At 48.9% G+C, this 21840-nt stretch carries 24 protein-coding genes and 5 tRNA genes; 6 read left to right on the forward strand and 23 right to left on the reverse strand.

Features of this window, described 5'->3' with window-relative positions; genetic code table 11:
* Positions 1 to 56: 56 nt before the first annotated feature.
* The 8 genes from OCU43_RS17310 to OCU43_RS17345 form a co-directional block, all read right to left on the reverse strand.
* Complete coding sequence (locus OCU43_RS17310) at positions 57 to 581, reverse strand: gamma carbonic anhydrase family protein (RefSeq protein ID WP_091357292.1); 525 nt, start codon at positions 579 to 581, stop codon at positions 57 to 59.
* An 84-nt stretch (positions 582 to 665) separates the two neighbouring features.
* On the reverse strand, positions 666 to 1742 hold the full coding sequence (gene hppD / locus OCU43_RS17315) for a 4-hydroxyphenylpyruvate dioxygenase (protein ID WP_091357295.1): 1077 nt from the start codon (positions 1740 to 1742) through the stop codon (positions 666 to 668).
* A gap of 872 nt (positions 1743 to 2614) precedes the next feature.
* On the reverse strand, positions 2615 to 2779 hold the full coding sequence (locus tag OCU43_RS17320; protein WP_261832946.1) for a hypothetical protein: 165 nt from the start codon (positions 2777 to 2779) through the stop codon (positions 2615 to 2617).
* Positions 2780 to 3249: 470 nt separating this feature from the next.
* Positions 3250 to 3450 carry a hypothetical protein gene (locus tag OCU43_RS17325; RefSeq protein ID WP_091357300.1) on the reverse strand — a complete coding sequence of 67 codons (201 nt, stop codon included), beginning with the start codon at positions 3448 to 3450 and terminating at the stop codon, positions 3250 to 3252.
* 28 nt (positions 3451 to 3478) lie between these two features.
* Entirely contained in the window at positions 3479 to 3922 is a 444-nt protein-coding gene (locus OCU43_RS17330; protein WP_091357302.1) for a hypothetical protein, read from the reverse strand.
* Between the two features lie 196 nt (positions 3923 to 4118).
* Positions 4119 to 4439, reverse strand: a complete 321-nt coding sequence (locus OCU43_RS17335) for a hypothetical protein (RefSeq protein ID WP_091357305.1) — start codon at positions 4437 to 4439, stop codon at positions 4119 to 4121.
* A gap of 21 nt (positions 4440 to 4460) precedes the next feature.
* Positions 4461 to 5018, reverse strand: a complete 558-nt coding sequence (locus OCU43_RS17340) for a hypothetical protein (RefSeq protein ID WP_091357306.1) — start codon at positions 5016 to 5018, stop codon at positions 4461 to 4463.
* Positions 5019 to 5140: 122 nt separating this feature from the next.
* A complete protein-coding gene (locus OCU43_RS17345; protein WP_139203177.1) occupies positions 5141 to 5455 on the reverse strand; it encodes a hypothetical protein in 315 nt (104 codons plus the stop codon).
* A 555-nt stretch (positions 5456 to 6010) separates the two neighbouring features.
* Between OCU43_RS17345 and hisA the strand changes: the two genes are divergently transcribed.
* The 3 genes from hisA (at position 6011) to OCU43_RS17360 (ending at position 7875) form a co-directional block, all read left to right on the forward strand.
* Positions 6011 to 6766, forward strand: a complete 756-nt coding sequence (hisA, locus tag OCU43_RS17350; protein ID WP_091357309.1) for a phosphoribosylformimino-5-aminoimidazole carboxamide ribotide isomerase — start codon at positions 6011 to 6013, stop codon at positions 6764 to 6766.
* Entirely contained in the window at positions 6747 to 7358 is a 612-nt protein-coding gene (locus OCU43_RS17355) for a GDSL-type esterase/lipase family protein (protein ID WP_245756545.1), read from the forward strand. Before hisA ends, OCU43_RS17355 begins: the two co-directional genes overlap by 20 nt.
* Positions 7359 to 7509: 151 nt before the next feature.
* Positions 7510 to 7875 (forward strand): hypothetical protein, encoded by a 366-nt coding sequence (locus tag OCU43_RS17360; protein WP_139203178.1) that lies wholly within the window; start codon positions 7510 to 7512, stop codon positions 7873 to 7875.
* Between the two features lie 1375 nt (positions 7876 to 9250).
* Here the strand turns inward: OCU43_RS17360 and OCU43_RS17365 are convergent.
* Positions 9251 to 9790 (reverse strand): cytochrome b, encoded by a 540-nt coding sequence (locus OCU43_RS17365; protein WP_091357882.1) that lies wholly within the window; start codon positions 9788 to 9790, stop codon positions 9251 to 9253.
* Between the two features lie 205 nt (positions 9791 to 9995).
* Between OCU43_RS17365 and OCU43_RS17370 the strand changes: the two genes are divergently transcribed.
* The gene (locus OCU43_RS17370; RefSeq protein ID WP_091357314.1) at positions 9996 to 10778 is read left to right on the forward strand and encodes a DUF4197 domain-containing protein; all 783 of its coding nucleotides are present in this window, start codon (positions 9996 to 9998) and stop codon (positions 10776 to 10778) included.
* Positions 10779 to 10787: 9 nt separating this feature from the next.
* Positions 10788 to 11348 (forward strand): peptidylprolyl isomerase, encoded by a 561-nt coding sequence (locus OCU43_RS17375; protein WP_175483500.1) that lies wholly within the window; start codon positions 10788 to 10790, stop codon positions 11346 to 11348.
* Positions 11349 to 11502: 154 nt separating this feature from the next.
* Here the strand turns inward: OCU43_RS17375 and OCU43_RS17380 are convergent, their stop codons facing one another.
* The 5 genes from OCU43_RS17380 to OCU43_RS17400 are packed head-to-tail and all read right to left on the reverse strand — an operon-like array spanning position 11503 to position 15113.
* Positions 11503 to 11961: a YiiD C-terminal domain-containing protein gene (locus OCU43_RS17380; protein ID WP_091357318.1), complete on the reverse strand. Its 459-nt coding sequence runs from the start codon at positions 11959 to 11961 to the stop codon at positions 11503 to 11505.
* A 14-nt stretch (positions 11962 to 11975) separates the two neighbouring features.
* Complete coding sequence (locus OCU43_RS17385; protein WP_091357319.1) at positions 11976 to 12530, reverse strand: nitroreductase family protein; 555 nt, start codon at positions 12528 to 12530, stop codon at positions 11976 to 11978.
* A 24-nt stretch (positions 12531 to 12554) separates the two neighbouring features.
* Complete coding sequence (gene queF, locus OCU43_RS17390; protein WP_091357321.1) at positions 12555 to 13382, reverse strand: NADPH-dependent 7-cyano-7-deazaguanine reductase QueF; 828 nt, start codon at positions 13380 to 13382, stop codon at positions 12555 to 12557.
* 14 nt (positions 13383 to 13396) lie between these two features.
* Entirely contained in the window at positions 13397 to 14170 is a 774-nt protein-coding gene (locus tag OCU43_RS17395) for an ABC transporter permease (RefSeq protein ID WP_091357323.1), read from the reverse strand.
* Positions 14163 to 15113 (reverse strand): ABC transporter ATP-binding protein, encoded by a 951-nt coding sequence (locus OCU43_RS17400; RefSeq protein WP_091357324.1) that lies wholly within the window; start codon positions 15111 to 15113, stop codon positions 14163 to 14165. The genes OCU43_RS17395 and OCU43_RS17400 overlap by 8 nt, the downstream gene beginning before the upstream one ends.
* A gap of 162 nt (positions 15114 to 15275) precedes the next feature.
* Between OCU43_RS17400 and OCU43_RS17405 the strand changes: the two genes are divergently transcribed.
* Positions 15276 to 15671 carry a PA2817 family protein gene (locus OCU43_RS17405; protein ID WP_091357326.1) on the forward strand — a complete coding sequence of 132 codons (396 nt, stop codon included), beginning with the start codon at positions 15276 to 15278 and terminating at the stop codon, positions 15669 to 15671.
* Positions 15672 to 15747: 76 nt separating this feature from the next.
* Here OCU43_RS17405 and OCU43_RS17410 read toward each other — a convergent pair whose 3' ends face one another.
* The 9 genes from OCU43_RS17410 to OCU43_RS17450 form a co-directional block, all read right to left on the reverse strand.
* Positions 15748 to 18597 (reverse strand): bifunctional diguanylate cyclase/phosphodiesterase, encoded by a 2850-nt coding sequence (locus tag OCU43_RS17410; protein WP_091357327.1) that lies wholly within the window; start codon positions 18595 to 18597, stop codon positions 15748 to 15750.
* Between the two features lie 26 nt (positions 18598 to 18623).
* On the reverse strand, positions 18624 to 19835 hold the full coding sequence (locus OCU43_RS17415; RefSeq protein WP_091357329.1) for a porin family protein: 1212 nt from the start codon (positions 19833 to 19835) through the stop codon (positions 18624 to 18626).
* Positions 19825 to 20253: a hypothetical protein gene (locus OCU43_RS17420; protein WP_245756546.1), complete on the reverse strand. Its 429-nt coding sequence runs from the start codon at positions 20251 to 20253 to the stop codon at positions 19825 to 19827. Before OCU43_RS17420 ends, OCU43_RS17415 begins: the two co-directional genes overlap by 11 nt.
* A gap of 163 nt (positions 20254 to 20416) precedes the next feature.
* A tRNA-Glu gene (locus OCU43_RS17425) sits at positions 20417 to 20492 on the reverse strand.
* Between the two features lie 23 nt (positions 20493 to 20515).
* Positions 20516 to 20591 (reverse strand) — tRNA-Gly (locus tag OCU43_RS17430).
* A gap of 11 nt (positions 20592 to 20602) precedes the next feature.
* A tRNA-Glu gene (locus OCU43_RS17435) sits at positions 20603 to 20678 on the reverse strand.
* Positions 20679 to 20897: 219 nt separating this feature from the next.
* Positions 20898 to 20973, reverse strand: a tRNA-Gly gene (locus OCU43_RS17440).
* Positions 20974 to 20984: 11 nt separating this feature from the next.
* Positions 20985 to 21060 (reverse strand) — tRNA-Glu (locus OCU43_RS17445).
* Between the two features lie 148 nt (positions 21061 to 21208).
* Complete coding sequence (locus tag OCU43_RS17450; RefSeq protein ID WP_091357332.1) at positions 21209 to 21673, reverse strand: Lrp/AsnC family transcriptional regulator; 465 nt, start codon at positions 21671 to 21673, stop codon at positions 21209 to 21211.
* Positions 21674 to 21840: the final 167 nt, after the last annotated feature.

The raw sequence follows: 21840 nt of genomic DNA on the forward strand, positions 1-21840 counted from the left end.
CCCAACATAAGCCCAACATGAGCCCGGCATGAGCCAAAGAGAATAAGAAACCACAGTTAGCCGATCTTTTTCAGCGCTGTTTTATACCGTGCCGCTTTATCGATATAGGTCTGCGTATTGGCACGAATACCGGCGCAGGCCTCATCGGACAGTGTTCTCACAACTTTCGCCGGCACCCCGAGAATCAACGTATTATCCGGAAAAATAGCCCCCTCAGTGACCAGCGCACCCGCCCCCACCAGACAGTTTTTACCGATAACGGCACCATTGAGCACAACCGCCTGAATGCCGATAAGCGAGCCCTCTCCGACGCTGCAACCGTGCAACATTGCCTGATGGCCGATAGTGACATGTTCAGCCACCGTCAGTGGAAACCCGGGGTCGGTATGAAGTACAGCGCCGTCCTGAACATTACTACCTGCGCCAATAGTGATCGGTTCACTGTCACCCCGCAGAACCGCTTGTGGCCATACCGAGGTGTTCTCCCTGAGAATGACCTCACCAATCAGGGTCGCCTCCTCAGCAACGAAACAACTGTCATCGATCAGCGGGGTTTTACTCCCCAGTGCATAAACGGCCATATAGCTATCCTTTGTTATGGTTAAATCTGATTGCATCATCACAGAGCACGCCATCGGGGTGCTCTGTGATTTACAGCTGAACACTTATTCCGGTTTTTCGATAACGCCCCGGTTCAGCTGATCCCGCTCAATCGACTCGAACAGGGCTTTAAAGTTACCTTCACCAAAACCATCATCCTTTTTACGCTGAATAAATTCAAAGAACACCGGTCCCAACTGGCAGGTAGAAAAGATCTGCAACAGCAAACGGGGGCCATCATCGGTAGTACCATCCAGCAGAATCCCCCGGGACTTTAGCTCATCCACCGGTTCACCATGGCCCGGCAGACGTTCTTCCAGCATCTGATAGTAAGTTTCAGGCGGAGCCGTCATCAGTTCGAGACCACCGGCACGTAACTGATCAACACTCTCCAGCAGATTGTCAGTGCGTAGCGCTATATGCTGAATGCCCTCACCGTTAAATGCCATCAGAAACTCTTCGATCTGTCCGCCACCTTTGGAGGCCTCCTCATTCAGAGGGATGCGGATCTTGCCATCCGGGGCGGTCATCGCTTTCGAGGTCAGCCCGGTATATTCACCTTTAATATCAAAGTAACGAATCTCACGAAAATTAAACAGGGTTTCATAAAAGCTGGCCCAGTGATTCATCCGGCCTTTATAAACATTGTGGGTCAGATGGTCGATCTCATAAAAGCCGTACCCCGGAGGATGACGATCCACACCGTCGATAAAGTTAAAATCGATATCATAGATAGAGCTGCCATCTTCATAGCGGTCAATCAGATAGATTGGTGCACCTCCGATACCCTTAATCGCAGGCAAGCGCAGCTCCATCGGCCCGGTGGGGATCTCAATCGGTTGCGCCCCTTTGTCCAGCACATACTGGTAGGCATGATGTGCATTTTCCACCCGAAACCCCATACCCGCCGCCGAGTTGCCATGTTCCTGGCCAAAATAGAACGCTTCACTGTTGGGTTCACGGTTAAGGATAAAATTGATCCCTCCCTGACGATACAGCTCTACATCTTTTGACCGGTGCCGGGCCACCAGGGTAAACCCAAGCAACTCAAACACCCGGGCGATGGCATCGGGCTGAGGCCCGGAAAACTCACAGAATTCAAAGCCTTTCAGGCCAACAGGATTCTCAAAAAGATCAGTCATTATTATTCTCCTGACAGAGCACCGCATACAACAGTGCATACAGCAGCGCTCTGCAATCAGTATTCAGTTGTTACAGACGGACCGGACGGCCCCTTAAGCTGATTTAATTCTGAGAAAAAACAGGAGGAGGTATAGCGATACCACGGGTCGACCGGGACCAATACTGACCAATAAACAGCTGCCAGACCAGTGTGGGAACAAAGGCTTTACTATCCACCGGTAACGACCTTACAACCCGGCAATATCGGGGCAGATAACCCCTTGTTGATAACCGGCGGACCTATCTTCAGGGGCAAGGCAATCATGCACAACTGCGAACGCACCATCATCCTCCTCCCCATTCCGACCAATTGAAATCTATCGACACATTTGCCGACAGCCTGATAGATATAGTTATAGCGTTAAGGCAAGCCCCTGTCGACCCATCGTAGAGAATAGGGGGCAGTGGTAATCGTGTGAATGTCGGCTGAAGCGCTTTTCCCAAAAAACTGATAATATCAACTCACGTTGCCATATTAAATATCCCTATTATCAGTATCGTTCTCTATTACACTCTTCCATATAAAGAATGATGCTATCATCAAAGTTATTCTTTTAAGATAAGGATCGTGCCTGACCAACAAATATCCAATTGTTGTCCAGATACAGAAAAAAACTCTCACTAAACATAGGAAATTAAATATAACAAAAGACATTCTTATATAAAACACCCAAAATCCTGATAAATTATATTTTTCAATTAAAAAACTAATACCTATATTAACTAAAATAAAGAAAAAACCAACACACAGGTATTTAAAAAACAATTTTGTTGTCATATTTACTCCTTAACTCAGCTTTCCCTAACACTCGTGCCTGGCACCAGATTCACTTCACGGCCACCTACCCAAAGAGGGCTTTATATGCATCAGAATTCTGACCTTGTAGATTAAGCCGAGATTCTCATCGGCGGTGGCGTCGCTGAAAACATGATCAACCACCGCATCGATGCCCCGTACTTGGTGAGGGAAAGGTATTGATCTCGCCATTCTGTCCATGATGCATGCTCCGTATGCATTACCACGCTGGAGCGTGGGAACGAGATAAACTCATAGTTAAATCCTTTTATCTATAATTATTACATTGAATCGCAAACGTAACACTTAACTCCATCGTCTCTTACATATAACTCGAAGTAGCAAAGTCTAAATGGAAACACCTCAAGGTCACATTTACTTGAACTACGACCTTCTCTAATAAATTCTACTTTCAACCGCCCTGATAACGGAGAAACCTCCACCCCCATATATTTATCTATAAAATACTTATCCCCATTTAATTTTAGTTCAACACGATCGCTAGTTAAATTCTTTACATTCACGTAAGCTAAATTTTTATAGGTAAAAAACAACCACCCCACTAAGCAAACACATAAAAATATTAAAGAAAAAATAATCTTTCTTAGAAAGTTCATATCAACCCACCAATTAAATAATATTTTCGAAAGATACAAGATAACAAACCTAAATCACCTCTCCCTAACACTCTCATTCTTATATCTCAGCAACGGCGTCAGAATATGTTCAATCAGATACCGCTTTCCGGTTTTCACCTCAGCACTAACACTCATGCCCGGCACCAGATTCACTTCTTTTTGTGCTTTTGTGAGAAGATCATTATTCACGATATCCGCTAATTTAAGATTAGCTTCAACTACTGTATTAATCATGCGACATCCTTATCTTTAATATTAAAAATCAACTATTAAATTTGACAATTACTTCTTCCAACTCATTAACAATGCCAAAACAACCAAAACATTCAATAGCTTCCTTTAAAATATAAAACTCACCTTTACTCATTAAATCTATAGAATTCACTTTATCATTAACGACCAAATTCCAGATTACAATATATGGTTTTTCATTAACATTCATAGAACTCAGAGAAGACTTATCCGCTTCAAAAATGAACGATTTTCCATCTATATTAAGAAGCCATTTAAAACGATTTGAAAAATCTTCCTTACCAATCTTGAGTAAGATCAAATAAATATTTCTTTCTTTATCAAAAGTCCAATGAAATTTAAAACCAGAAGGAAAACCTCGCTTACGAAATGAAGGGTTGGCTGAACACAGAACATCCTCCAACCCATATTTTTTTACATTCGCTTCTGAGACATACTCATTTACAAAAGGCATTTATATACTCCAAAATCAAAAATTCGTTAGACTTATTCCTTATAAGATACTTTACAATATTCACATTTCACTAAAACTCATACCCGGCTCTAGATTCACTTCACGGCCATCCACCCAGAGGGGGCTTTTATGTATCAATATCCTGGCTTTGTAGATCAACCCGCGGTTTTCATCTGCGGTGGCATCGCTAGACACATTATCGATCACTGCGTCGATGCCCCGTACTTGGTGAGGGAAAGGTATTGATCTCGCCATTCTGTCCATGATGCATGCTCCGTATGCATTCCCACGCTGGAGCGTAGGAACGAGGTAAACCCCCTTCCTCTAAATCATAAAGCTTATCCATTCCTATGTTAACTACATTATCCATACCCGTATCATCGTATGCATATAGTCCATCTTTTACATTCTGTCTTGCCCTATCATTATCTTCAGGAAAACCACTTCCGAAAGCTTCATTTCCAGCTTTATACAGATCCATAACAGCGCTTACTTGCTGGTCATCTAAATCAGCCATTTCAAACTCCTTTTTGAATAATTATTTAAACATTTCACCTAACTCAGAGTAAAAAAACTTATACCCTCCTGAACATGTATATACTGAAGGAATAACACCAAAAAACAAATCCCCCTCTCTTAACAAATCAATATAATAATTATTATAAACAGCCATCACCTTATCATCTGATATTCTTTTATAAGAACTCCTATAAACACCAATATTTGATTTTTCAGATATAGTTTTCCGACCTACATCAACATAATAAATCGCATCATATTCGGAATTAAATTTTATCTTTTTAAAAGAAGAAGATTTAAACCTATCTCCACCAACGTAGATAACGTCATAGAAATTACCATCAATATCTTTAAACCTTGAAAAACCAACATCCTTTAAGTATACATCGCTAAGACTACTAAAATAATCATCAGCCAACCAACCAACACCACTATCAAGTTTTTCATAAATCGTCAGACCACCATCCTTACGGCACAGATCTGAAAACTTATAGAAATCAACTAAAGGAGTAAAAAAAGCTAAAAGCAATAAAGACAGCGTAAACACAGATAGAAATAGAAAAACTTTAACTTTCATAATCCTACTCTCTTAAAAACATCATCTTTCCCTAACACCCATAACCAGCGCCAGGTTCATTTCACCGCCATCAAACCAAAGCGGTAAACAGTGTCGGGTCTATTTTCTGTTTCATCGAGATATCAGTATGCGTTATGTATACCGAGATCATCCGGGTCTTCCGGTACATAGGTTTCATCCCACAGACCGTAAATAACCCCGGATTTAATATCATCTACCACCTGATCGTTAGCCAGCACACTATTATTCTCCCCGAGCAAGCTCCAGAGCGGGTATTGACTCAGCACATCGGCCAGTTCGGGGTTATTGCTTATCGCTTCTGACAGAAGCTGATGCCTTTGTTGACTAAAAAGGAGTTTTTGCGGATCGTTACCCTCGATCTCGATCACCCGGCCGATCACCATATAGTAATAGCCTTCGCAAAGTTCACCGTTCAACAGCACCGGGGAAGATCGCCCCCCCTTGCAAGGCTTCTTCTACCGTATCAGGAAAAAAAATGCCCCCCTCTTGTCTGGTGTTTTTAACAGTAACGGAGGGATATTGATCCCTACAATAGCGGCTCGTTATCCGGTCGGTGTGTAATAGGTGAATCATTCTAGCGCCCCACTAAGTATCGGATAGAAATCAGGATAAACCGTAAACAATGATTGCAGCGTGCAGGAACCCTGAAGGGGATGATAGAGATTAGGAATAACACCAGCGACAACCATCATCGGCACGCCAGATATGGCAAAAGCAAACAACACGGTTTTATCGGGAGAGATGTCTGATCCATCGACAATATAATCCTTTATGAGTTAAACAAGTCAGGCTCGTTTAGTAGCGTTTATTTCTAACAAACTAATGCCCGCTATTCAACATTTAAACCGGTAAGACCTGCCAATCACTGATCTGACACGCCGTTGATTGAACCCGAGAGTTTGAGTTATCGGGAAGCCAGCCCTTTCTGCTACAATGCGCCGCAGATAAGCCTTTTAACGGAGAGCCGTACGTTGACCCAGTTTCGCCCCTGTATCGACCTGCACCAGGGTCAGGTAAAACAGATTGTGGGTGGCAGCCTGAATGATCAGGGCGCCACAACCAACTTTGTCAGTCAGTATGATGCTGAGTATTACGCCAGCCTCTACCGCAAGCACAATCTGACCGGTGGTCATGTGATCGCGCTGGGGCCTGGGAACAGGGAACAGGCACTGAAAGCACTGGCGGCCTGGCCCGACGGCCTGCAGTTTGGTGGCGGTGTGAATAACAGCAATGCGGCTGAGTTTATTGCCGCAGGCGCATCCCATGTGATTGTGACCTCCTGGCTGTTTGAGAAGGGTCAGTTCAGTTGGGAACGGCTGGCGCAGATCAAAGCGATTACCGGCAAAGAGCGGCTGATTCTTGATCTGAGTTGCCGCCGCACCGATAGCGGCTGGAATATCGCCACTGACCGCTGGCAGACGGTGACCGCAACCCAGGTCAATGGGCAAACATTGGCAGAACTCAGCCAGCACTGTGCCGAGTTTCTGATCCATGCGGCGGATGTTGAAGGGCTGCAATCGGGGATTGATGAAGAGTTAGTTAAACTGTTGGGTGAAGCCTGCCCGATTCCGGTGACCTATGCCGGCGGTGCTCGTTCACTCGACGATCTGAAACTGGTCGACCAGCTATCCAATGGCAAGGTCGATCTCACCATCGGCAGCGCGCTGGATATCTTCGGCGGCAGCGGTATCACACTGGAGCAATGCATTGAATGGAATCAGCGTTAAAACTATTTTACTGACGCTGCTGCTGACATTAGTCGGCTGCAGCGATCAGAAAGAACTAACCTATCTCCCGCCTGAGGCCGTGATCCTGGCGTTTGGCGACAGTCTCACTCATGGGGTTGGCAGCCGTAATGGCGGGGATTATCCCACGCAGCTGGAACAACTGACGGGTCGTCGGGTTATCAATGCCGGCGTCTCTGGAGAAACCACAGCTGAAGGCTTACAACGTCTGCCTGCATTGCTCGATCAGCACCGGCCCGCCCTGCTGATTCTACTGGAAGGCGGCAATGATATTCTGCGCAATCTGGACAGAGCGCAGCTAAAACAGAATCTGTCCCAAATGATCTCGCTGGCAAAGTCGCAGAACATTGATGTTGTGCTGGTCGCGGTTCCGGAGAAAAACCTGTTCTCTGCCAGCGCCCCTCTCTATCAGGAACTGGCTGAAGAGCAGCAACTGGTGATCGAGCCTGAAATAGTTGCCAGCCTGTTGCACGACAACCGTTTTAAATCGGACCCGGTCCATTTCAATAACCTGGGTTATCAACAGCTTGCGTTAAGGCTGTCGGAACTATTGAAAGAACATAACGCGTTATAATTAATGGAATTTTTTCAGACTCTCTGAGTCATAGGTCAGAACAACTATCTTTCATTATCGCGATTAAGCGTAGGACAGGTTGTATAAATCTATGCCGTTACGAATCTCTTTATTCATTATCAGCGCAGTTCTGACAATTCAGTGCCCTAGTGTGAATGCAGAAAGCCAGGAGGAAAGCTTTACCGTTTCTCAACAGAGCATCAACCATTTTCGCCAGATATCGGTGCGTATACTCTCTGCCTACAAAACACCGCCACGCTATATCGGCTCCACCAGCCACTGGCATCTATTTCTGAAAAAAGAGACCCGCAAAGCGGTAGATAAGGACTTCAGCACCATATTCGGATATAAGATCCCCCGGGATTTCAGCAACATTGAAAATGGCTGGGAACTAAGTCTGCCTGCCGTTGCGATCAACCCCGATAACTGCCCTGAAGTGACCCGTTACAGCGATGACAAAACGGGTTTCAGCCTGCCGCAGGGAACAGAGATAGCCGCCCGCTGTATCAGCCAGTAACCATCCACGTAAGGGATAGGCAAAGAGCTGTATTACCACAGAGGGCACAGAGACAAGCGTAAAGGCTAAAAGGGGGCTCTTCTCTGTGACTTCGGTGGCGAACCAGCTTTATAGTGTAGGAGCCGCTTCCAGCGGCGAGGGCCTGCGCAACTGCAAAGCTTTATCGCTGCAAGATGCAGCTCCTACAACAGCGGTCTCACCACAGAGGGCACGGAGGACACAGAGAGAAGCGTAAAGGCTAAAGGGTCGCTCTTCTCAGTGCTCTCTGTGGTCTCGGTGGTAAAATTCTTTTTCAATCACCCGGACGGTAAATGTTCAACTAAACATTACCACTCTCTAATTACCACTAAGCGGCGTCTAATTCTGTGACCTCGGTGGCGAACCAGCTTTATAATGTAGGAGCCGCTTCCAGCGGCGAAGATCTGCGCAACTGCAAAGCTTTATCGCTGCAAGATGCAGCTCCCACTAATTCTGTGACCTCGGTGGCGAGCCCGCTTTATAGTGTAGGAGCCGCTTCCAGCGGCGAAGGTCTGCCAACGGCAAAGCTTTATCGCTGCAAGATGCAGCTCCCACTAATTCTGTGACCTCGGTGGCGGGCCAGCTTTATAGTGTAGGAGCCGCTTCCAGCGGCGAGGGTCTGCGCAACTGCAAAGCTTTATCGCTGCAAGATGCAGCTCCTACGACAGCGGTCTCACCACAGAGGGCACGGAGGACACAGAAAGAAGCGTAAAGGCTAAAGGGTCGCTCTTCTCAGTGCTCTCTGTGATCTCGGTGGTAAAATTGTTTTTCAATCACCCGGACGCTAAATGCTCAACTAAACATTGCCACTCTCTAATTGCCACTAAGCAGCGTCTAATTCTGTGACCTCAGTGGCGGGCCATCTTTATAGTGTAGGAGCCGCTTCCAGCGGCAAGGGCCTGCGCAACTGCAAAGCTTTATCGCTGCAAGATGCAGCTCCTACAACAGCGGCCTCACCACAGAGGGCACGGAGGACACAGAGAGAAGCGTAAAGGCTAAAGGGTCGCTCTTCTCAGTGCTCTCTGTGATCTCGGTGGTAAAATTGTTTTTCAATCACCCGGACGGTAAATGCTCAACTAAACATTGCCACTCTCTAATTGCCACTAAGCAGCGTCTAATTCTGTGACCTCAGTGGCGGGCCATCTTTATAGTGTAGGAGCCGCTTCCAGCGGCGAGGGTCTGCGCAACTGCAAAGCTTTATCGCTGCAAGTTGCAGCTCCTACAACAGCGGTCTCACCACAGAGGGCTCGGAGGACACAGAGACAAGCGTAAAGGCTAAAGGGGCTTTTTCTTATCAACAAGCAATAAAAAAGCCGCATTACGCGGCTTTTGATCCCCTTCAAACCCGGTTGAGATATCAGGCCACCCGGCGGCCCAACATCCGTTGCAAGGTGCCATCTTTAGTCAGCAGATGGTGTTTCACAGAAGCCGCAACATGCAGCGCGATCGCGGCGATCATTACGTTGCCTCCCAGGCCATGCATGATTTTTCCCGTTTCCCCCAGCAACTCATTCTTGTCGCCACCGGCAATCAGCTCTAACCCGAAAACAGCGATTGAATGCCCACCACCGATCGACATCAGCATACCGGAGATCGGCATCAGCAAGGTGCCTGCCAGGAGGATAAAATGTACAAGCGTGGTTACCTTTTCCTGCCATTCAGCCACGGGCGATAGATGCTCGGGCATACGATTACGGATGCGCCAGATAAGACGATAAAGCGCCACCACTAACACCAGCACACCAATCGACTTGTGCAGACCGATCAGCTCAATTTTTTCCGGACCTCGCGGCAGCTCTTCTATAAACATACCGAACGCCAGGCTGCCTATCATTGCAATAGCAATTATCCAGTGCAGAGCAACCGTTGTTTTAGTGAATTGAGAACGACTATCCATGCTGAACTCCATAAATGATTTGATTATCTATTTTAATCGTCCTGATCAGAATATTAAGTCGTCCGCAGGTAAAGAAAGGTAAAGTTTGATCTGTGTTCAGGTGTAACAAGACGGTATATTCTCTCCTCAACGATTGTTAAGGTAATTTTAAGCATTAATGCTTAGACTGAAGCGATCCATACCATGCCCGCAGGGAGAACACATTATGCGCAAGGCCACCATCGGTAAAGCAGGTATCGCCCTGCTCTCTTGCACCATCGCAGCGACAGCGTTTGCCGGTTTCGGCGATCTGTTGAAAAAGGTTGAAGAGAGCGGCAAGCAGCTGATTGAACAGAAAACCACGACTCCATCCACAACCGGCAGCGCAGCCAACAGCAACCTCGACTACAACACAGTGATAGCCGGTCTCAAAGAGGCGCTGGAAGTGGGCAGTCGGCAGGCCATTGAAACCGTGAGCCAGGAAAATGGCTATTTTAGCAACGCGCAGATTAAGATTCCGTTGCCGGACCAGTTGCAACAGGCCAGCGGCTTGCTGAGAAAGTTTGGTCTGGGTTCTCAGGTCGATCAGTTTGAACTGAGCATGAACCGGGCAGCGGAACAGGCCGCGCCAGAGGCGACCGAGATTCTGGTGACCGCGATCAAAGATATGAGCATTGATGATGCCCGTACTATTCTCAATGGCCCCGATAACGCGGCGACCGAGTATTTTCGTGAGAAAACCTCAACCCATCTGAGCGAGCTGTTTCGTCCTTCGGTGAAAACCTCGATGGATCAGGTCGGTGTGACAAAGTACTATGGAGAGCTGACCCAGGAAGCGACTAAAGTCCCTATGGTCGGTGATCTGGCGCAGAATTATAATCTTGAAGATTACGTCACTGAGGAAGCCCTGAACGGCCTGTTTACGATGCTGGCAGCGGAAGAGAAAAAGATCCGTGATAATCCTGCGGCGCGTACCACCGACCTGCTAAAACAAGTATTCAACTTTTAAGGAATAATCATGCTCAAGAAATATCTGCTATCGCTTTTGCTGAGTGTCACCTTTATCAGCCCGGCGTTTGCCGAAGAGGTTAAGCCTGTTGTAGTGATGACCACCAGCGCCGGGGTGATCGAACTGGAACTGATGCCGGAACAGGCCCCGCTGACGGTGGCCAATTTTCTGCGCTATGTCGACAACGGCTTTTTCACCAATACCATTTTCCACCGGGTAATCGATAATTTTATGATCCAGGGCGGTGGTTTCAGCGTTGATATGGAGCGCAAAGATACTTTACCCCCGGTAGCGAATGAATCGGTTAACGGCCTGCCTAATATGCGCGGCACCATCGCGATGGCCCGTACTAATGATCCAAACAGCGCCACCTCGCAGTTCTTTATCAACCTGAAAAACAACGACTTTTTGAATGCCAATGGACCGCGCCCGGGCTACGCCGTGTTTGGTAAAGTGGTCAGTGGGATGGATGTCATCACCCAGATCGGCCATGTACAGACCGGCCGTCAGGGGCCTTATAAAGATGTACCGCTTGAACCGATTGTGATTCAGAGTGTTGTTTTGAAATAAGGCAGTAGTCCGAGGTCCGAACGCTTTGCTTGTCCGACGTCCGAAAAAACGGGCAAGCAAAGCTAATAACACCTAAGACATACCACCCATAAGATAATCTGGCTTTTCGGACTTCGGACAAGTCACGCTTTTTGTGACGTTCGGACTACGATTTTTATCTTTCCACCGCCACATAGGCTCCGCTTAATGTCATGGCCACTTTATCCCCCTGACGGATCTCAACATCGAGATTGAGGCGGCCACGACCTTTACTGTCCATAAAGCTTATAAAGGTATCCAGTTCGGCCTGTTCGGGTAAGCGGGTTATCGCGCGAAAATCTCCGGTCACCGGCGACAGATACTTAAGCTGGCTGTCACGGATCATCACATCGCAGTCACGCCCCTGCTGTCGCAGATAGAGAGTCACCATCGCCCAGCCGCAGAGGGTGGCGAGGGTCGCCAGTGAACCACCAAAACCGGTGCCTTTATCATTGACGTTGGGCGCCAGGGCGGCAGACAGGGTGAGTGAAACACCATCGTAAGTGGGTTCGGCCAGGCCCATATGAGTGATCAGCGGTATCTGGCCTTTCAGCCACTCAAGAAACTGTTCGGCGGTTTGCTGATGCTCACTCATGGTCGTCTCTCTTTTCAGTTCCACTCTGTCACAAAATTGCTGACTTCCAGTTGCGGTACAGGTTTTCCTTTTGCGGGCGCGCCAAGGTAGATAAATCCGATGATCTGTTCATGTTCGCTTAACCCGAGACCTTTTTTTACCGTTGCATTATAGGCCATATCACCAGTGCGCCACATCGCGCCAAGCCCCTGGGCATGAGCCGCAAGTAGCATATTCTGTACGGCGCAGCCCGCCGCAATCAGTTGCTCTGAACCAGGCACCTTGAAATGCTCCTGCAACGCCGCAATCGCCACAATCAACAGTGGTGCCCGTAGCGGCATATTTTCCAGTTTAGTGCGTTTTTCTGCGGCCAGGCCTGGCTCGTCCTGAAGCGCGGCCTGAACATAGAGCTGCCCCAGCTTGTACAGCGCATCACCCTGTATCGTCAGAAAGCGCCATGGCCGCAGGGCGCCATGGTCCGGTGCCCGCAGTGCCGCACGAAACAGAATATCAAGCTGATCAGCGCTGGGCGCAGGCCCTTCAAGCCGGGGAATTGACACCCGGTTAAGCAGATTATCGATAGCGTCCATAGAAGATCCTGTTAGCTGTTGTGGTTACTGGCGGCTTAATCGCAAGTTGTCAGGCTGGCCCGCCTGGCTGCTGCGCCATGGGTTAATATCGAGTCCGCCACGCCGCAGATAACGGGCATAGACGGTCAGTGCTTCCGGTTTACAGCGGTTCCAGATATCCATGAAGATCGATTCCACACACTGTTCATGAAAATCACCATGCTCGCGGTAGGAGATCAGGTATTGCAACAGCCCTTCGCGGTCAATCGCTGGCCCACGATACCCGATCACAATGCTGGCCCAGTCCGGCTGACCGGTCACCGGACAGTTGGATTTCAGCAGATGACTGTAGAGCGATTCTGACACCAGTTCGCCGGTTGCTTTAAGACGTTCAGGCGTGGGGCTATAGTCGCTGACTTCAATATCCAGCTCATCCAGACAATCGCCCTCAAACGCGCTAATCGGTTCGCTGTTATCCAGCGGCTTGAGCAAGACCTCCACCCGGCCTCCTGCGGCGGTCGACAGGTCCTCCGTCATACGGGCGAGCACCTGCGCCTCAGAATCAAAACGGGTCAGGTTAAATGAGTTGAGATAGAGTTTGAAAGATTTGGACTCGATGATGTTGTCACTGTCAGCGGGAATGCGAAACTCTGCCAGCCTGGCAACCGGCTTGCCCCGGTTGTTTAACCAGGAGACCTCGTAGGCATTCCAGATATCGCAGCCCTGAAACGGCAGTTCACTGCGTTCTACACCCTGAGACTGCCAGTTAAGGTGGCGGGCAATCGGATAAAGCAGGCTGGCATCGTACTGATTAATATACTGAGTATCAGCCCCCAGCGGTGCATGTTCCAAACCTTTTTGATGATCTTTCATAACAACCGCCTCGCTTACTGCCTGATCCCTTTTCCTGTATTCAGGAGATACATTGAATAACTGAACAGTACCACAATTACACCGATGATCATGGCATAAGCGACACCGATATTAATATCACTGACCCCCAGAATACCGTAGCGGAAAGTATTCACCATATAGAGTATCGGGTTGATCTGAGAGACATGCTGCCAGAACTCCGGCAACAGGGTTATCGAGTAGAATACCCCGCCCAGATAGGTCAGCGGCGTCAGCACAAAGGTCGGTATAATCGATATATGATCAAAGCTGTTGGCAAACACCGCATTGATAAAGCCCCCCAGCGAAAACAGAATCGCGGTAAGGAACACCACCGACACAATCACCCAGAAATTATGGATATAGAGATCGGTAAAAAACAGCGATAGCAGGGTGACAATCAGCCCCACCAGCAATCCCCGCACCGAACCACCGATGATATAACCTGCCAGAATGATCCAGTTAGGGGGGGGTGACACCAGCAGCTCTTCAATATGGCGCTGAAACTTAGTGCTATAGAAGGAAGAGACCACATTACCATAGGAGTTGGTGATCACCGACATCATAATCAGGCCGGGAACGATAAACTCCATATAATTGAAGCCCCCCATCTGCCCGATCCGGGAACCGATCAGATTGCCAAATATGATGAAGTAGAGTGTCATGGTGATCGCCGGCGGCAACAGCGTCTGTGCCCAGATCCGGGTAAAGCGGCGGATCTCTTTCACCAGAATGGTCCAGAAGGCGATAAACAGTTCGCGGTTACTCATCGTCAGAGCCCCCCTTTTTATTATCCCCAAGGGTTTTATCCACCAGCGAAACAAACAGCTCCTCCAGACGGTTACTCTTGTTGCGCATACTGGTCACCTCAACCCCCTGTGCTGATAACTGGGCAAATACCTGATTCAGCCCCTGAGATTTTTCCACATCCACCAACAGTGTATGGTCGCCCTGTAGCGTAGCCTGATAGCCATCCAGCGGTGGGCACTCAGTTTGCGCCGGACTGATATCGAGAATAAAGGTTTCGGTGTTCAGTTGCTGCAACAGTTCACGCATGCTGGTGTTGGTGATAATCGTGCCCTGATCGATAATGCCGATATGCCGGCACAGGCTTTCCGCCTCTTCCAGATAGTGGGTGGTGAGAATAATCGTGGTGCCCTTGGCATTGATCTCCCGCAGAAACTCCCACATAGAGCGGCGCAGTTCGATATCCACACCGGCAGTCGGCTCATCCAGTATCAGCAAGCGGGGCTCATGCATCAGCGCCCGGGCGATCATCAGGCGACGTTTCATCCCTCCGGACAGGCTGCGCGAAGGACCGTCCCTCTTATCCCATAAGCCCAGTTTACGCAGATAAAACTCACTGCGTTTCTTCGCTTCTGAGGCCGGAATACCATAATACCCTGCCTGGGTAATAAGAATATCTTCGACCTTCTCAAACATATTGAAGTTGAACTCCTGGGGCACAACCCCCAGCTCACACTTCGCCTTGCTGGCATCGGTATCAAGATTGTAACCAAACACTTCAACCTGACCGGAACTTTTATTCACCAGGGATGAGACGATCCCCAGGGTGGTTGATTTACCGGCACCGTTAGGGCCCAGCAGGGCAAAAAAGTCACCTTCCTGTACCTCAAAGGAGATTCCTTTGAGGGCTTCGAAGCCGTTATTGTAGACCTTGCGCAGGTCTTTTATGGAGAGCGCAGTTGTCATGCAGTTTCCTGTTGGATCCTGTGGGAAGTTCTGAAAATAAGAATGCAGTTGAGATCAGAAAAGATAGATTGGGGCAAAAGAGCATTTTTTCAACGGTTACCGCCGCTTAAATTCTGCGTTAAAATACCCCCTTCCTGAACCCTGCAACCGCTTCGGACTTCTATGACGCCCTATCAGTTTCATCACCTTAATTTCCTGAAAATCGCCTATAACAACTTCATCCGCCAGGAACCCTTTACTCTGGACGATATCACCGCGGAGGAGGAGCAGTTCATCCTTGATTTTCAGCAGCTGATCCATGATTTCGAAAATGGCTCAGAACAGGCCTATGAGGATGGCGAGATGTTTATTGAGCGGGCGTTCCGCATGTATCCTCAGCTGGCGCACCTGATTGCCAGAGATCTGCTGTGGTTTTTTGGTGGCAGCTGCCTGCACAATATGCCCGATGATGAGATCGAGAAGTTTCAGCGTCTGGATGAGCTGCGCTTTGCTGCGGAAGAGCGCGGCGAAGAGTTTGATTATATCAACACCCGCGCCAGCGTTTTCGGTCAGAACTGAACACAGCGGCAGGTTGGTTAACGCCAGAATCAGGCTCTGTTGCTTAAATCGCCGCCAACCGGTGTGTTTTTCACTCTTATGCCTGAGCTTTCTGACTGCAGATATAGTCCATAAACGCTTCAGGCGGCAGGGGTTTGCTGAAGTAATACCCCTGAATAATCTGGCAACCATTCTCCCTGAGAAAGTTCAGTTGTTCGGTGGTCTCCACCCCTTCAGCCACGACTTCCAGTCCAAGCGAGTGACACATCGCCAGGGTGGCTTTGATAATCGATTCATCACCACGGTCAACACCAATATCTTTAACAAAGCTGCGGTCAATTTTAAGCCGGTCAATGGGCAGTTTTTTCAGATAACTGAGCGATGAATAGCCGGTGCCGAAATCATCCATCGCCAGGGTAATCCCCCGTTCCCGCAGGTAGGTTAATTTACCCACGGTCACTTCCGGTTGCTGGATAACAAAGTTCTCGGTGACCTCCAGTTCCAGACAGTCCGCACTCAGGCCTGAGTCGGCCAGCGCCTCTTCTACACTTTTGATCAGCCGCTCATGGGCGATCTGCTGACCTGCCAGATTGACCGCCATGGTCATCTTCGGTAAACCGATCCGTATCCATGCCTGCATCTGCTGGCAGGCCTCACGCAACACCCACTCTCCCAGCGGAATAATCAGGTCTAACTCTTCCGCCAGTGGAATAAATCGATCGGGGGGCAGCAAACCCGCGGTGGGATGCTGCCAGCGCACCAGCGCCTCGACCCCAACCACCCGATTAGATATCGCATCAACCTGAGGCTGGTAATAGAGCAGCAGTTCATCATTCTGAATCGCTTTGCGCAGATCAGCCCCGAGAGAGAACCGTTCAAACCGCTGATGGTCTTTTTCCACATCGTAGATGTAATAGCAGTTTTTGCCGGAGTCTTTAGCCTGAAACATCGCTACGTCAGCATGTTTAATCAGCGTTGCGCCATCGGCACCATGGTCAGGGAACAGGCTGATGCCAATACTCACCGTCACCACGATCTCATACTCACCAATCCAGAAGGGTTGCTGAAACGCCTGAAGAATTTTACTGGCAACCACTTCGGCACCTTCAAGATCCCGGACACTGGTCAGCAGTACACTGAATTCATCGCCCCCCTGCCTGGCCAGCAGATCGCTATCACGAATACAGTCACTGATCCGCCGGGTTGCCACCTTGAGTAACTTGTCACCCACACTGTGACCCAGAGAGTCATTTACCTCTTTAAAACGGTCAAGATCGATAAACAGCACCGCCACATGGCTATCCTGACCCCGGCATTTCTCAATCGCATCATTCATGCAACTCATAAAAAACAGGCGGTTGGGCCGTTCGGTGAGAGGGTCATGGTTGGCCAGCCACTGTAGCCGGCGCTCAGCCCGCTTACGATCACTGATATCCATACCGATACTCAGGATCAGCGGTTCATCTCCCTGAGAGTTTCTTAACCGAACATGAAGCCAGGAAAGGTCATGACGATTACCCACCCCATCCAGCAGCACACTGTCGGTGCGCACCTCAGATTCGAGCCCCTCCACCAACCGCTGGGTATTAGAAAGAAACTCCTGCCGTTCCTCTTCCCGCTGAAGGGAGTCTATAAAGTTAGCCTTGCGTAAAGATTTGCCATCCAGATCCATCAACTGCTGACCAAAGTGGTTGACGCTGCGCAACTGCCCCTTAATGTTCTGAGTAATAATGACCAGAGGGGCGGTTTCCAGCAGACCAAAGAGAAAGTCCCGCTCTTTGGTTAAGGCCTGGCGGCTCTTTTCCAGGCTGTCGGTGCGTTCATCAACCTCATCCTGTAATCTTTCAAGTTGTTCACTCAGGAGTACGGCACTCTTTACCAGCAGGTCCCGCTCATCCTCACCCAGGGTTTTATCCCGGTTGCGAAACTGCGCCAGAGTATGACGAAACTGACTAAACTCGCCACTGCTGAGCTGAGAAAGCTCCTCTGCCAGCAGGGTAAAAAAACTGATCGGTTTTTGCAGCAGCAACGAGAGTAAAATCAGTGCTGTCAGGATGCCACCAACACCCAACAGCAGATAGTTCATCAGACTTTGGCGGATACTTAACAGATGACCGGAGATATCATCGAGAATCACCCAGTATGCACCGCCCTCAGAAACCCCTTTGAGCGGTGAAAACAGCACCTCGTAATAATGACCATTATTCTCGAGGACATAGCTTCCCCCTTCGGGTTTGAAGCGATGATGCAGACTGACCTCTTCTAACAGCTCCTGATTTTGCGACCGATTTGTCAGGGAGTTGATCAACAGCCCCCAGTTTCCCAGCTCCCCGGCCCCTTCCGGCGCCTGCAGAACCAGACCAATATCGAGAGCGGTCTGCTGTTTTATTTCATAGATAACATCGTAAAGAAAGCGCCCCACCATTAACACGCCCTGCTTCTTGCCATCAAGCTGGATAGGGATCGCTACATAGCGCAGGCAGATTGAGTTGCAGATCAGTTTTCGTAGCGGGCGCTCGGTATCAAACACCCGCTGAATATCCGCTTCACTGATATGGACCTTTTCCCCCCAGAAGCCAACCATACGGGCCTTACTATCATAGAGGTAGGCAGCATTCACAGACCCTGTCAGCTGAAACGCATCGAACTTAAGGTTGATTGTCTGGCTCAGACGCGCCAGCGGCGAAATGTAATGATCCTCCTGACTGGTATCGATCAGGGGCAGCAGCTCTGCCGCTTCAAGCAACCGCTGGTAAGACGCCTCAACAGAACCATCCAGCCGGGCCACCTCAGACTCATTGATCTGTTCCCGCTGCTGTCTGAACTGCTCATTCAGCTGTGACAGCGAAAAAAAGGCATACATCCCCTGCACCCCAACCAGCACAACCACCAGTAAGATGAAGATCTTCCACCTGAGACTTAAAAACTTTCTGTGAGTGCCATCCATAATGCGTTATCTCACGACTTCATTGTTTAAAAACGGTAGGTTGCCTGCAATGAAAATGCGTTCCAGTATTTCCGCAAGACCGACGCGTCCGGGTTATCCTGCTCTGCTAACCAGCCAGTGCCCTCTACATTGTGTAGTTCAGCCCTGAAGAGCCACTTCGGAGCAGGCCGCCAGCCAACCCCCAGCGTCAGATCCTTGGCATAAAAATTATGCGCTGGCCGGGCATTATTTAAGAGAGCACTATTCTGTTTCCCCAGGGGGTCATCTTTATCCAGCTTAAGATCATCATAGCGTAGTAACAGATCCCAGCTGTAATTAAAGCGGTACTGTAGCTGCAGATAATAAGATTCAATGGTGGTCACCGGGTTGAGGGTGAAAACACCGCCCAGCTCACGCCAGTCGAGTTCGTGCAGCATATACTCGCCGGTAAGACTCCAGTTTTCTGCATTGTACTGCCCTGACAGCGCCAGAACATTGAGTTTCAGGTCGCCCTCATTAAGCTCGTTCCACAAGGTTGGGTCATTGCCCGGCTTATAGCCCAGCCGGTATTCCGAGCCGGTCAGCCCCACCCGGATTCGGCCACCATCAACACTGTAGATAGCCCGCCCCATGACACCATCGGAGTCGTTAAGTTTACCCGGGGCATCAAACGCAAAGTAGGCATATTCCACGTTAGTATCCGTTTGCGGACTACCGTACAGCAGATCCAGATCCAGCCAGCCACCCGGCACTTCCAGAGAGCTATATAAAATCACCCCATCAATAGAAAGTTCCAGATCCCGCGCCTGATCAAAATAGAGTGACTGTGGCAACATAATGCTGGGACGGGTAAAGGCAACATCGCGGGTTTCATTGTAAAAGCCAAACGGAATTTTCAGCCGGCCGGCCCGCACACCCACCGCTTTTTCCACTGAATCATTAAAGCGATAATCCAGCAGGGCATAATCCAGTTTTAGCTCACCATTATCGACATTACCTGCCTGACGGGACATTATCTGCAACGCACCCCGCAACTTGGGGGTAAAGCGATAGGCCGAATTGACAGCGATTTCATGAAAATCAAAACTGCCATTGTCACTGCTTTCACCGTACAGGTTGTTTTGATCTGTATAGAAAAACCCCTGGGTCAGAAAACCGTTAACCGACAGGTTGTGGTTCTCCGAATCACTCGCATATATCCCTGCAGAGTAAGTACTAATCCCCATAAACAACAGGGTTGTGAGATGTTTAAAATTCATCGACAACCCTCACTTTTTCAGGACTCAACTTAACAGAATCAGCGATATAACCAATCGATCCCTCGGTTTGGCTTACCATACGATACATCTCCTCCATGTTATCAACAGTTACCGGAAACGCTCCTGTTCCGGTAAATACCTGACGGTCCCAATTATTGCGAAGTTGGTAAGGAAAGACTTGCAGTCGCTGTTTTACAAACCGCTGATGCAGAGGGTGGCGGTCGGGCAATACAAACACCCTTATCGGCCGTCCATCTGGCCAACGGGTTATCCGCATTGCGAATGCAGCGAGAAGAAAGTTTTTGTTTATCGCTTGCGCCTTTACATCCAGTGACACAATCACTGAATCAGCCAGAGCCTGCCCTGCAGACAACCCCAGCACAATATAGAGCAACGACATCCTTATCAGCGAAATCATTAAGATGATTAACCCATGAAATCATTAAGCTTTTATAAGCATTGAAGAGTAAGTATATACGATGCATCCGGCACAGAATACGCCAGAGTATAAAAAGCCACTCAGAATGAGGATTGAAAAGGGTTGCAGGTAATAAAGCGATAAAACGATGAAAGAGATAAAGTGGCGTCCCATAGGGGGTTCGAACCCCTGTTACCGCCGTGAAAGGGCGGTGTCCTAGGCCACTAGACGAATGGGACGCAATACAGACAGGCTGTAGAGTTGGAGCGGAATATCGGGCTCGAACCGACGACCTGAACCTTGGCAAGGTTCCGCTCTACCAACTGAGCTAATTCCGCTTTACAAAAGGTGGCGTCCCATAGGGGGTTCGAACCCCTGTTACCGCCGTGAAAGGGCGGTGTCCTAGGCCACTAGACGAATGGGACACAGTCACATTTGTAACATTCCTCGTCAGAGGAGGCGCGTATATTAATGACTAACCCTCCCCTCGTCAAGAGAAAAAAAGCAAAAAAAATCACAGAAATCACAGATCTGTAGCACACAGAAAATTACGAAAAAACGATGAACAAGAAGCAACAGACAACGCGCAAGGAATTCAGTAACTAGCAGTGAAAAGTAAAATGGAGGAGATATCGAAGAAGAGATGGAGCGGAATATCGGGCTCGAACCGACGACCTGAACCTTGGCAAGGTTCCGCTCTACCAACTGAGCTAATTCCGCGTCGCAAAAGATGGCGTCCCATAGGGGGTTCGAACCCCTGTTACCGCCGTGAAAGGGCGGTGTCCTAGGCCACTAGACGAATGGGACGCTACGTGACTCCGTTTCCGGAAGACGGTGCGTATCTTATTGATATGACCCGTTTCGGTCAACCCCTTTGACACGCTTTTGTAGCATTTATTTCATCATTAGCCGCACAGCAAAATCGTCCTCAACAACAGCAAGCGCCCCCCCTGTATCAGAGAGGGACCGCCGTGCTGAACTTATCCCGCCGCAGGGAGATAAGGGTACGAAATTTAGCCAGATTAGCATCGGTCGCCAGGTATTTGCGGGTAAAGGCTTCATAGCTTTCCATATCCTCCACCAGCAACATCAGTAAAAAGTCCACCTCGCCCGTCACCTGATAACATTGCGTCACCTCTGGAGCAGCGTCCATTTTCCGTTTGAAAGCATCATAGATATCCAGCTGATCCCGCACCATCTCCACTTCCACAATAATGTTGATATAACGCCCCACCATACGTGGATTGATCAGCGCCACCTCCGCCACGATTACCCCACTCTCCCGCAACCGGCGTACCCGGCGAAGACAGGCCGGAGGGGAAAGGCCAATCCGTTCTGCCAGATCCTGGTTGCTGATACGGCTGTCCTTTTGCAGGATGTTGAGAATATTACGATCAATACGATCCAGATCAAATGACATAAAGATGCCCAATAAATTAATTTTAGTAAGGATCAAGCCCACTAAAATGAAATTTAATTTCGTTAATGAGTGATTTACGAAACATTAAAACAGAATTCTTAATTACACTAGCAACTCTTGTCAACACTGCAACAGAGCACCAGCCAGCGCCCCTACTCTGGCTACCC

The sequence above is a fragment of the Amphritea atlantica genome (genome assembly GCF_024347255.1).
Taxonomy (GTDB): Bacteria; Pseudomonadota; Gammaproteobacteria; order Pseudomonadales; family Balneatricaceae; genus Amphritea; species Amphritea atlantica.

Coding starts and splice junctions, on each gene's coding strand:
- OCU43_RS17420 (WP_245756546.1), bottom strand. CDS start 20,253: ATGATTTCGCTGATAAGGATGTCGTTGCTCTATATTGTGCTGGGGTTG.
- OCU43_RS17415 (WP_091357329.1), bottom strand. CDS start 19,835: ATGAATTTTAAACATCTCACAACCCTGTTGTTTATGGGGATTAGTACT.
- OCU43_RS17375 (WP_175483500.1), top strand. CDS start 10,788: ATGCTCAAGAAATATCTGCTATCGCTTTTGCTGAGTGTCACCTTTATC.
- OCU43_RS17365 (WP_091357882.1), bottom strand. CDS start 9,790: ATGGATAGTCGTTCTCAATTCACTAAAACAACGGTTGCTCTGCACTGG.
- OCU43_RS17370 (WP_091357314.1), top strand. CDS start 9,996: ATGCGCAAGGCCACCATCGGTAAAGCAGGTATCGCCCTGCTCTCTTGC.
- OCU43_RS17450 (WP_091357332.1), bottom strand. CDS start 21,673: ATGTCATTTGATCTGGATCGTATTGATCGTAATATTCTCAACATCCTG.
- OCU43_RS17310 (WP_091357292.1), bottom strand. CDS start 581: ATGGCCGTTTATGCACTGGGGAGTAAAACCCCGCTGATCGATGACAGT.
- OCU43_RS17405 (WP_091357326.1), top strand. CDS start 15,276: ATGACGCCCTATCAGTTTCATCACCTTAATTTCCTGAAAATCGCCTAT.
- OCU43_RS17395 (WP_091357323.1), bottom strand. CDS start 14,170: ATGAGTAACCGCGAACTGTTTATCGCCTTCTGGACCATTCTGGTGAAA.
- OCU43_RS17330 (WP_091357302.1), bottom strand. CDS start 3,922: ATGCCTTTTGTAAATGAGTATGTCTCAGAAGCGAATGTAAAAAAATAT.
- OCU43_RS17325 (WP_091357300.1), bottom strand. CDS start 3,450: ATGATTAATACAGTAGTTGAAGCTAATCTTAAATTAGCGGATATCGTG.
- OCU43_RS17385 (WP_091357319.1), bottom strand. CDS start 12,530: ATGGACGCTATCGATAATCTGCTTAACCGGGTGTCAATTCCCCGGCTT.
- queF (WP_091357321.1), bottom strand. CDS start 13,382: ATGAAAGATCATCAAAAAGGTTTGGAACATGCACCGCTGGGGGCTGAT.
- OCU43_RS17340 (WP_091357306.1), bottom strand. CDS start 5,018: ATGAAAGTTAAAGTTTTTCTATTTCTATCTGTGTTTACGCTGTCTTTA.
- hppD (WP_091357295.1), bottom strand. CDS start 1,742: ATGACTGATCTTTTTGAGAATCCTGTTGGCCTGAAAGGCTTTGAATTC.
- OCU43_RS17320 (WP_261832946.1), bottom strand. CDS start 2,779: ATGGACAGAATGGCGAGATCAATACCTTTCCCTCACCAAGTACGGGGC.
- OCU43_RS17335 (WP_091357305.1), bottom strand. CDS start 4,439: ATGGCTGATTTAGATGACCAGCAAGTAAGCGCTGTTATGGATCTGTAT.
- OCU43_RS17410 (WP_091357327.1), bottom strand. CDS start 18,597: ATGGATGGCACTCACAGAAAGTTTTTAAGTCTCAGGTGGAAGATCTTC.
- OCU43_RS17380 (WP_091357318.1), bottom strand. CDS start 11,961: ATGAGTGAGCATCAGCAAACCGCCGAACAGTTTCTTGAGTGGCTGAAA.
- OCU43_RS17400 (WP_091357324.1), bottom strand. CDS start 15,113: ATGACAACTGCGCTCTCCATAAAAGACCTGCGCAAGGTCTACAATAAC.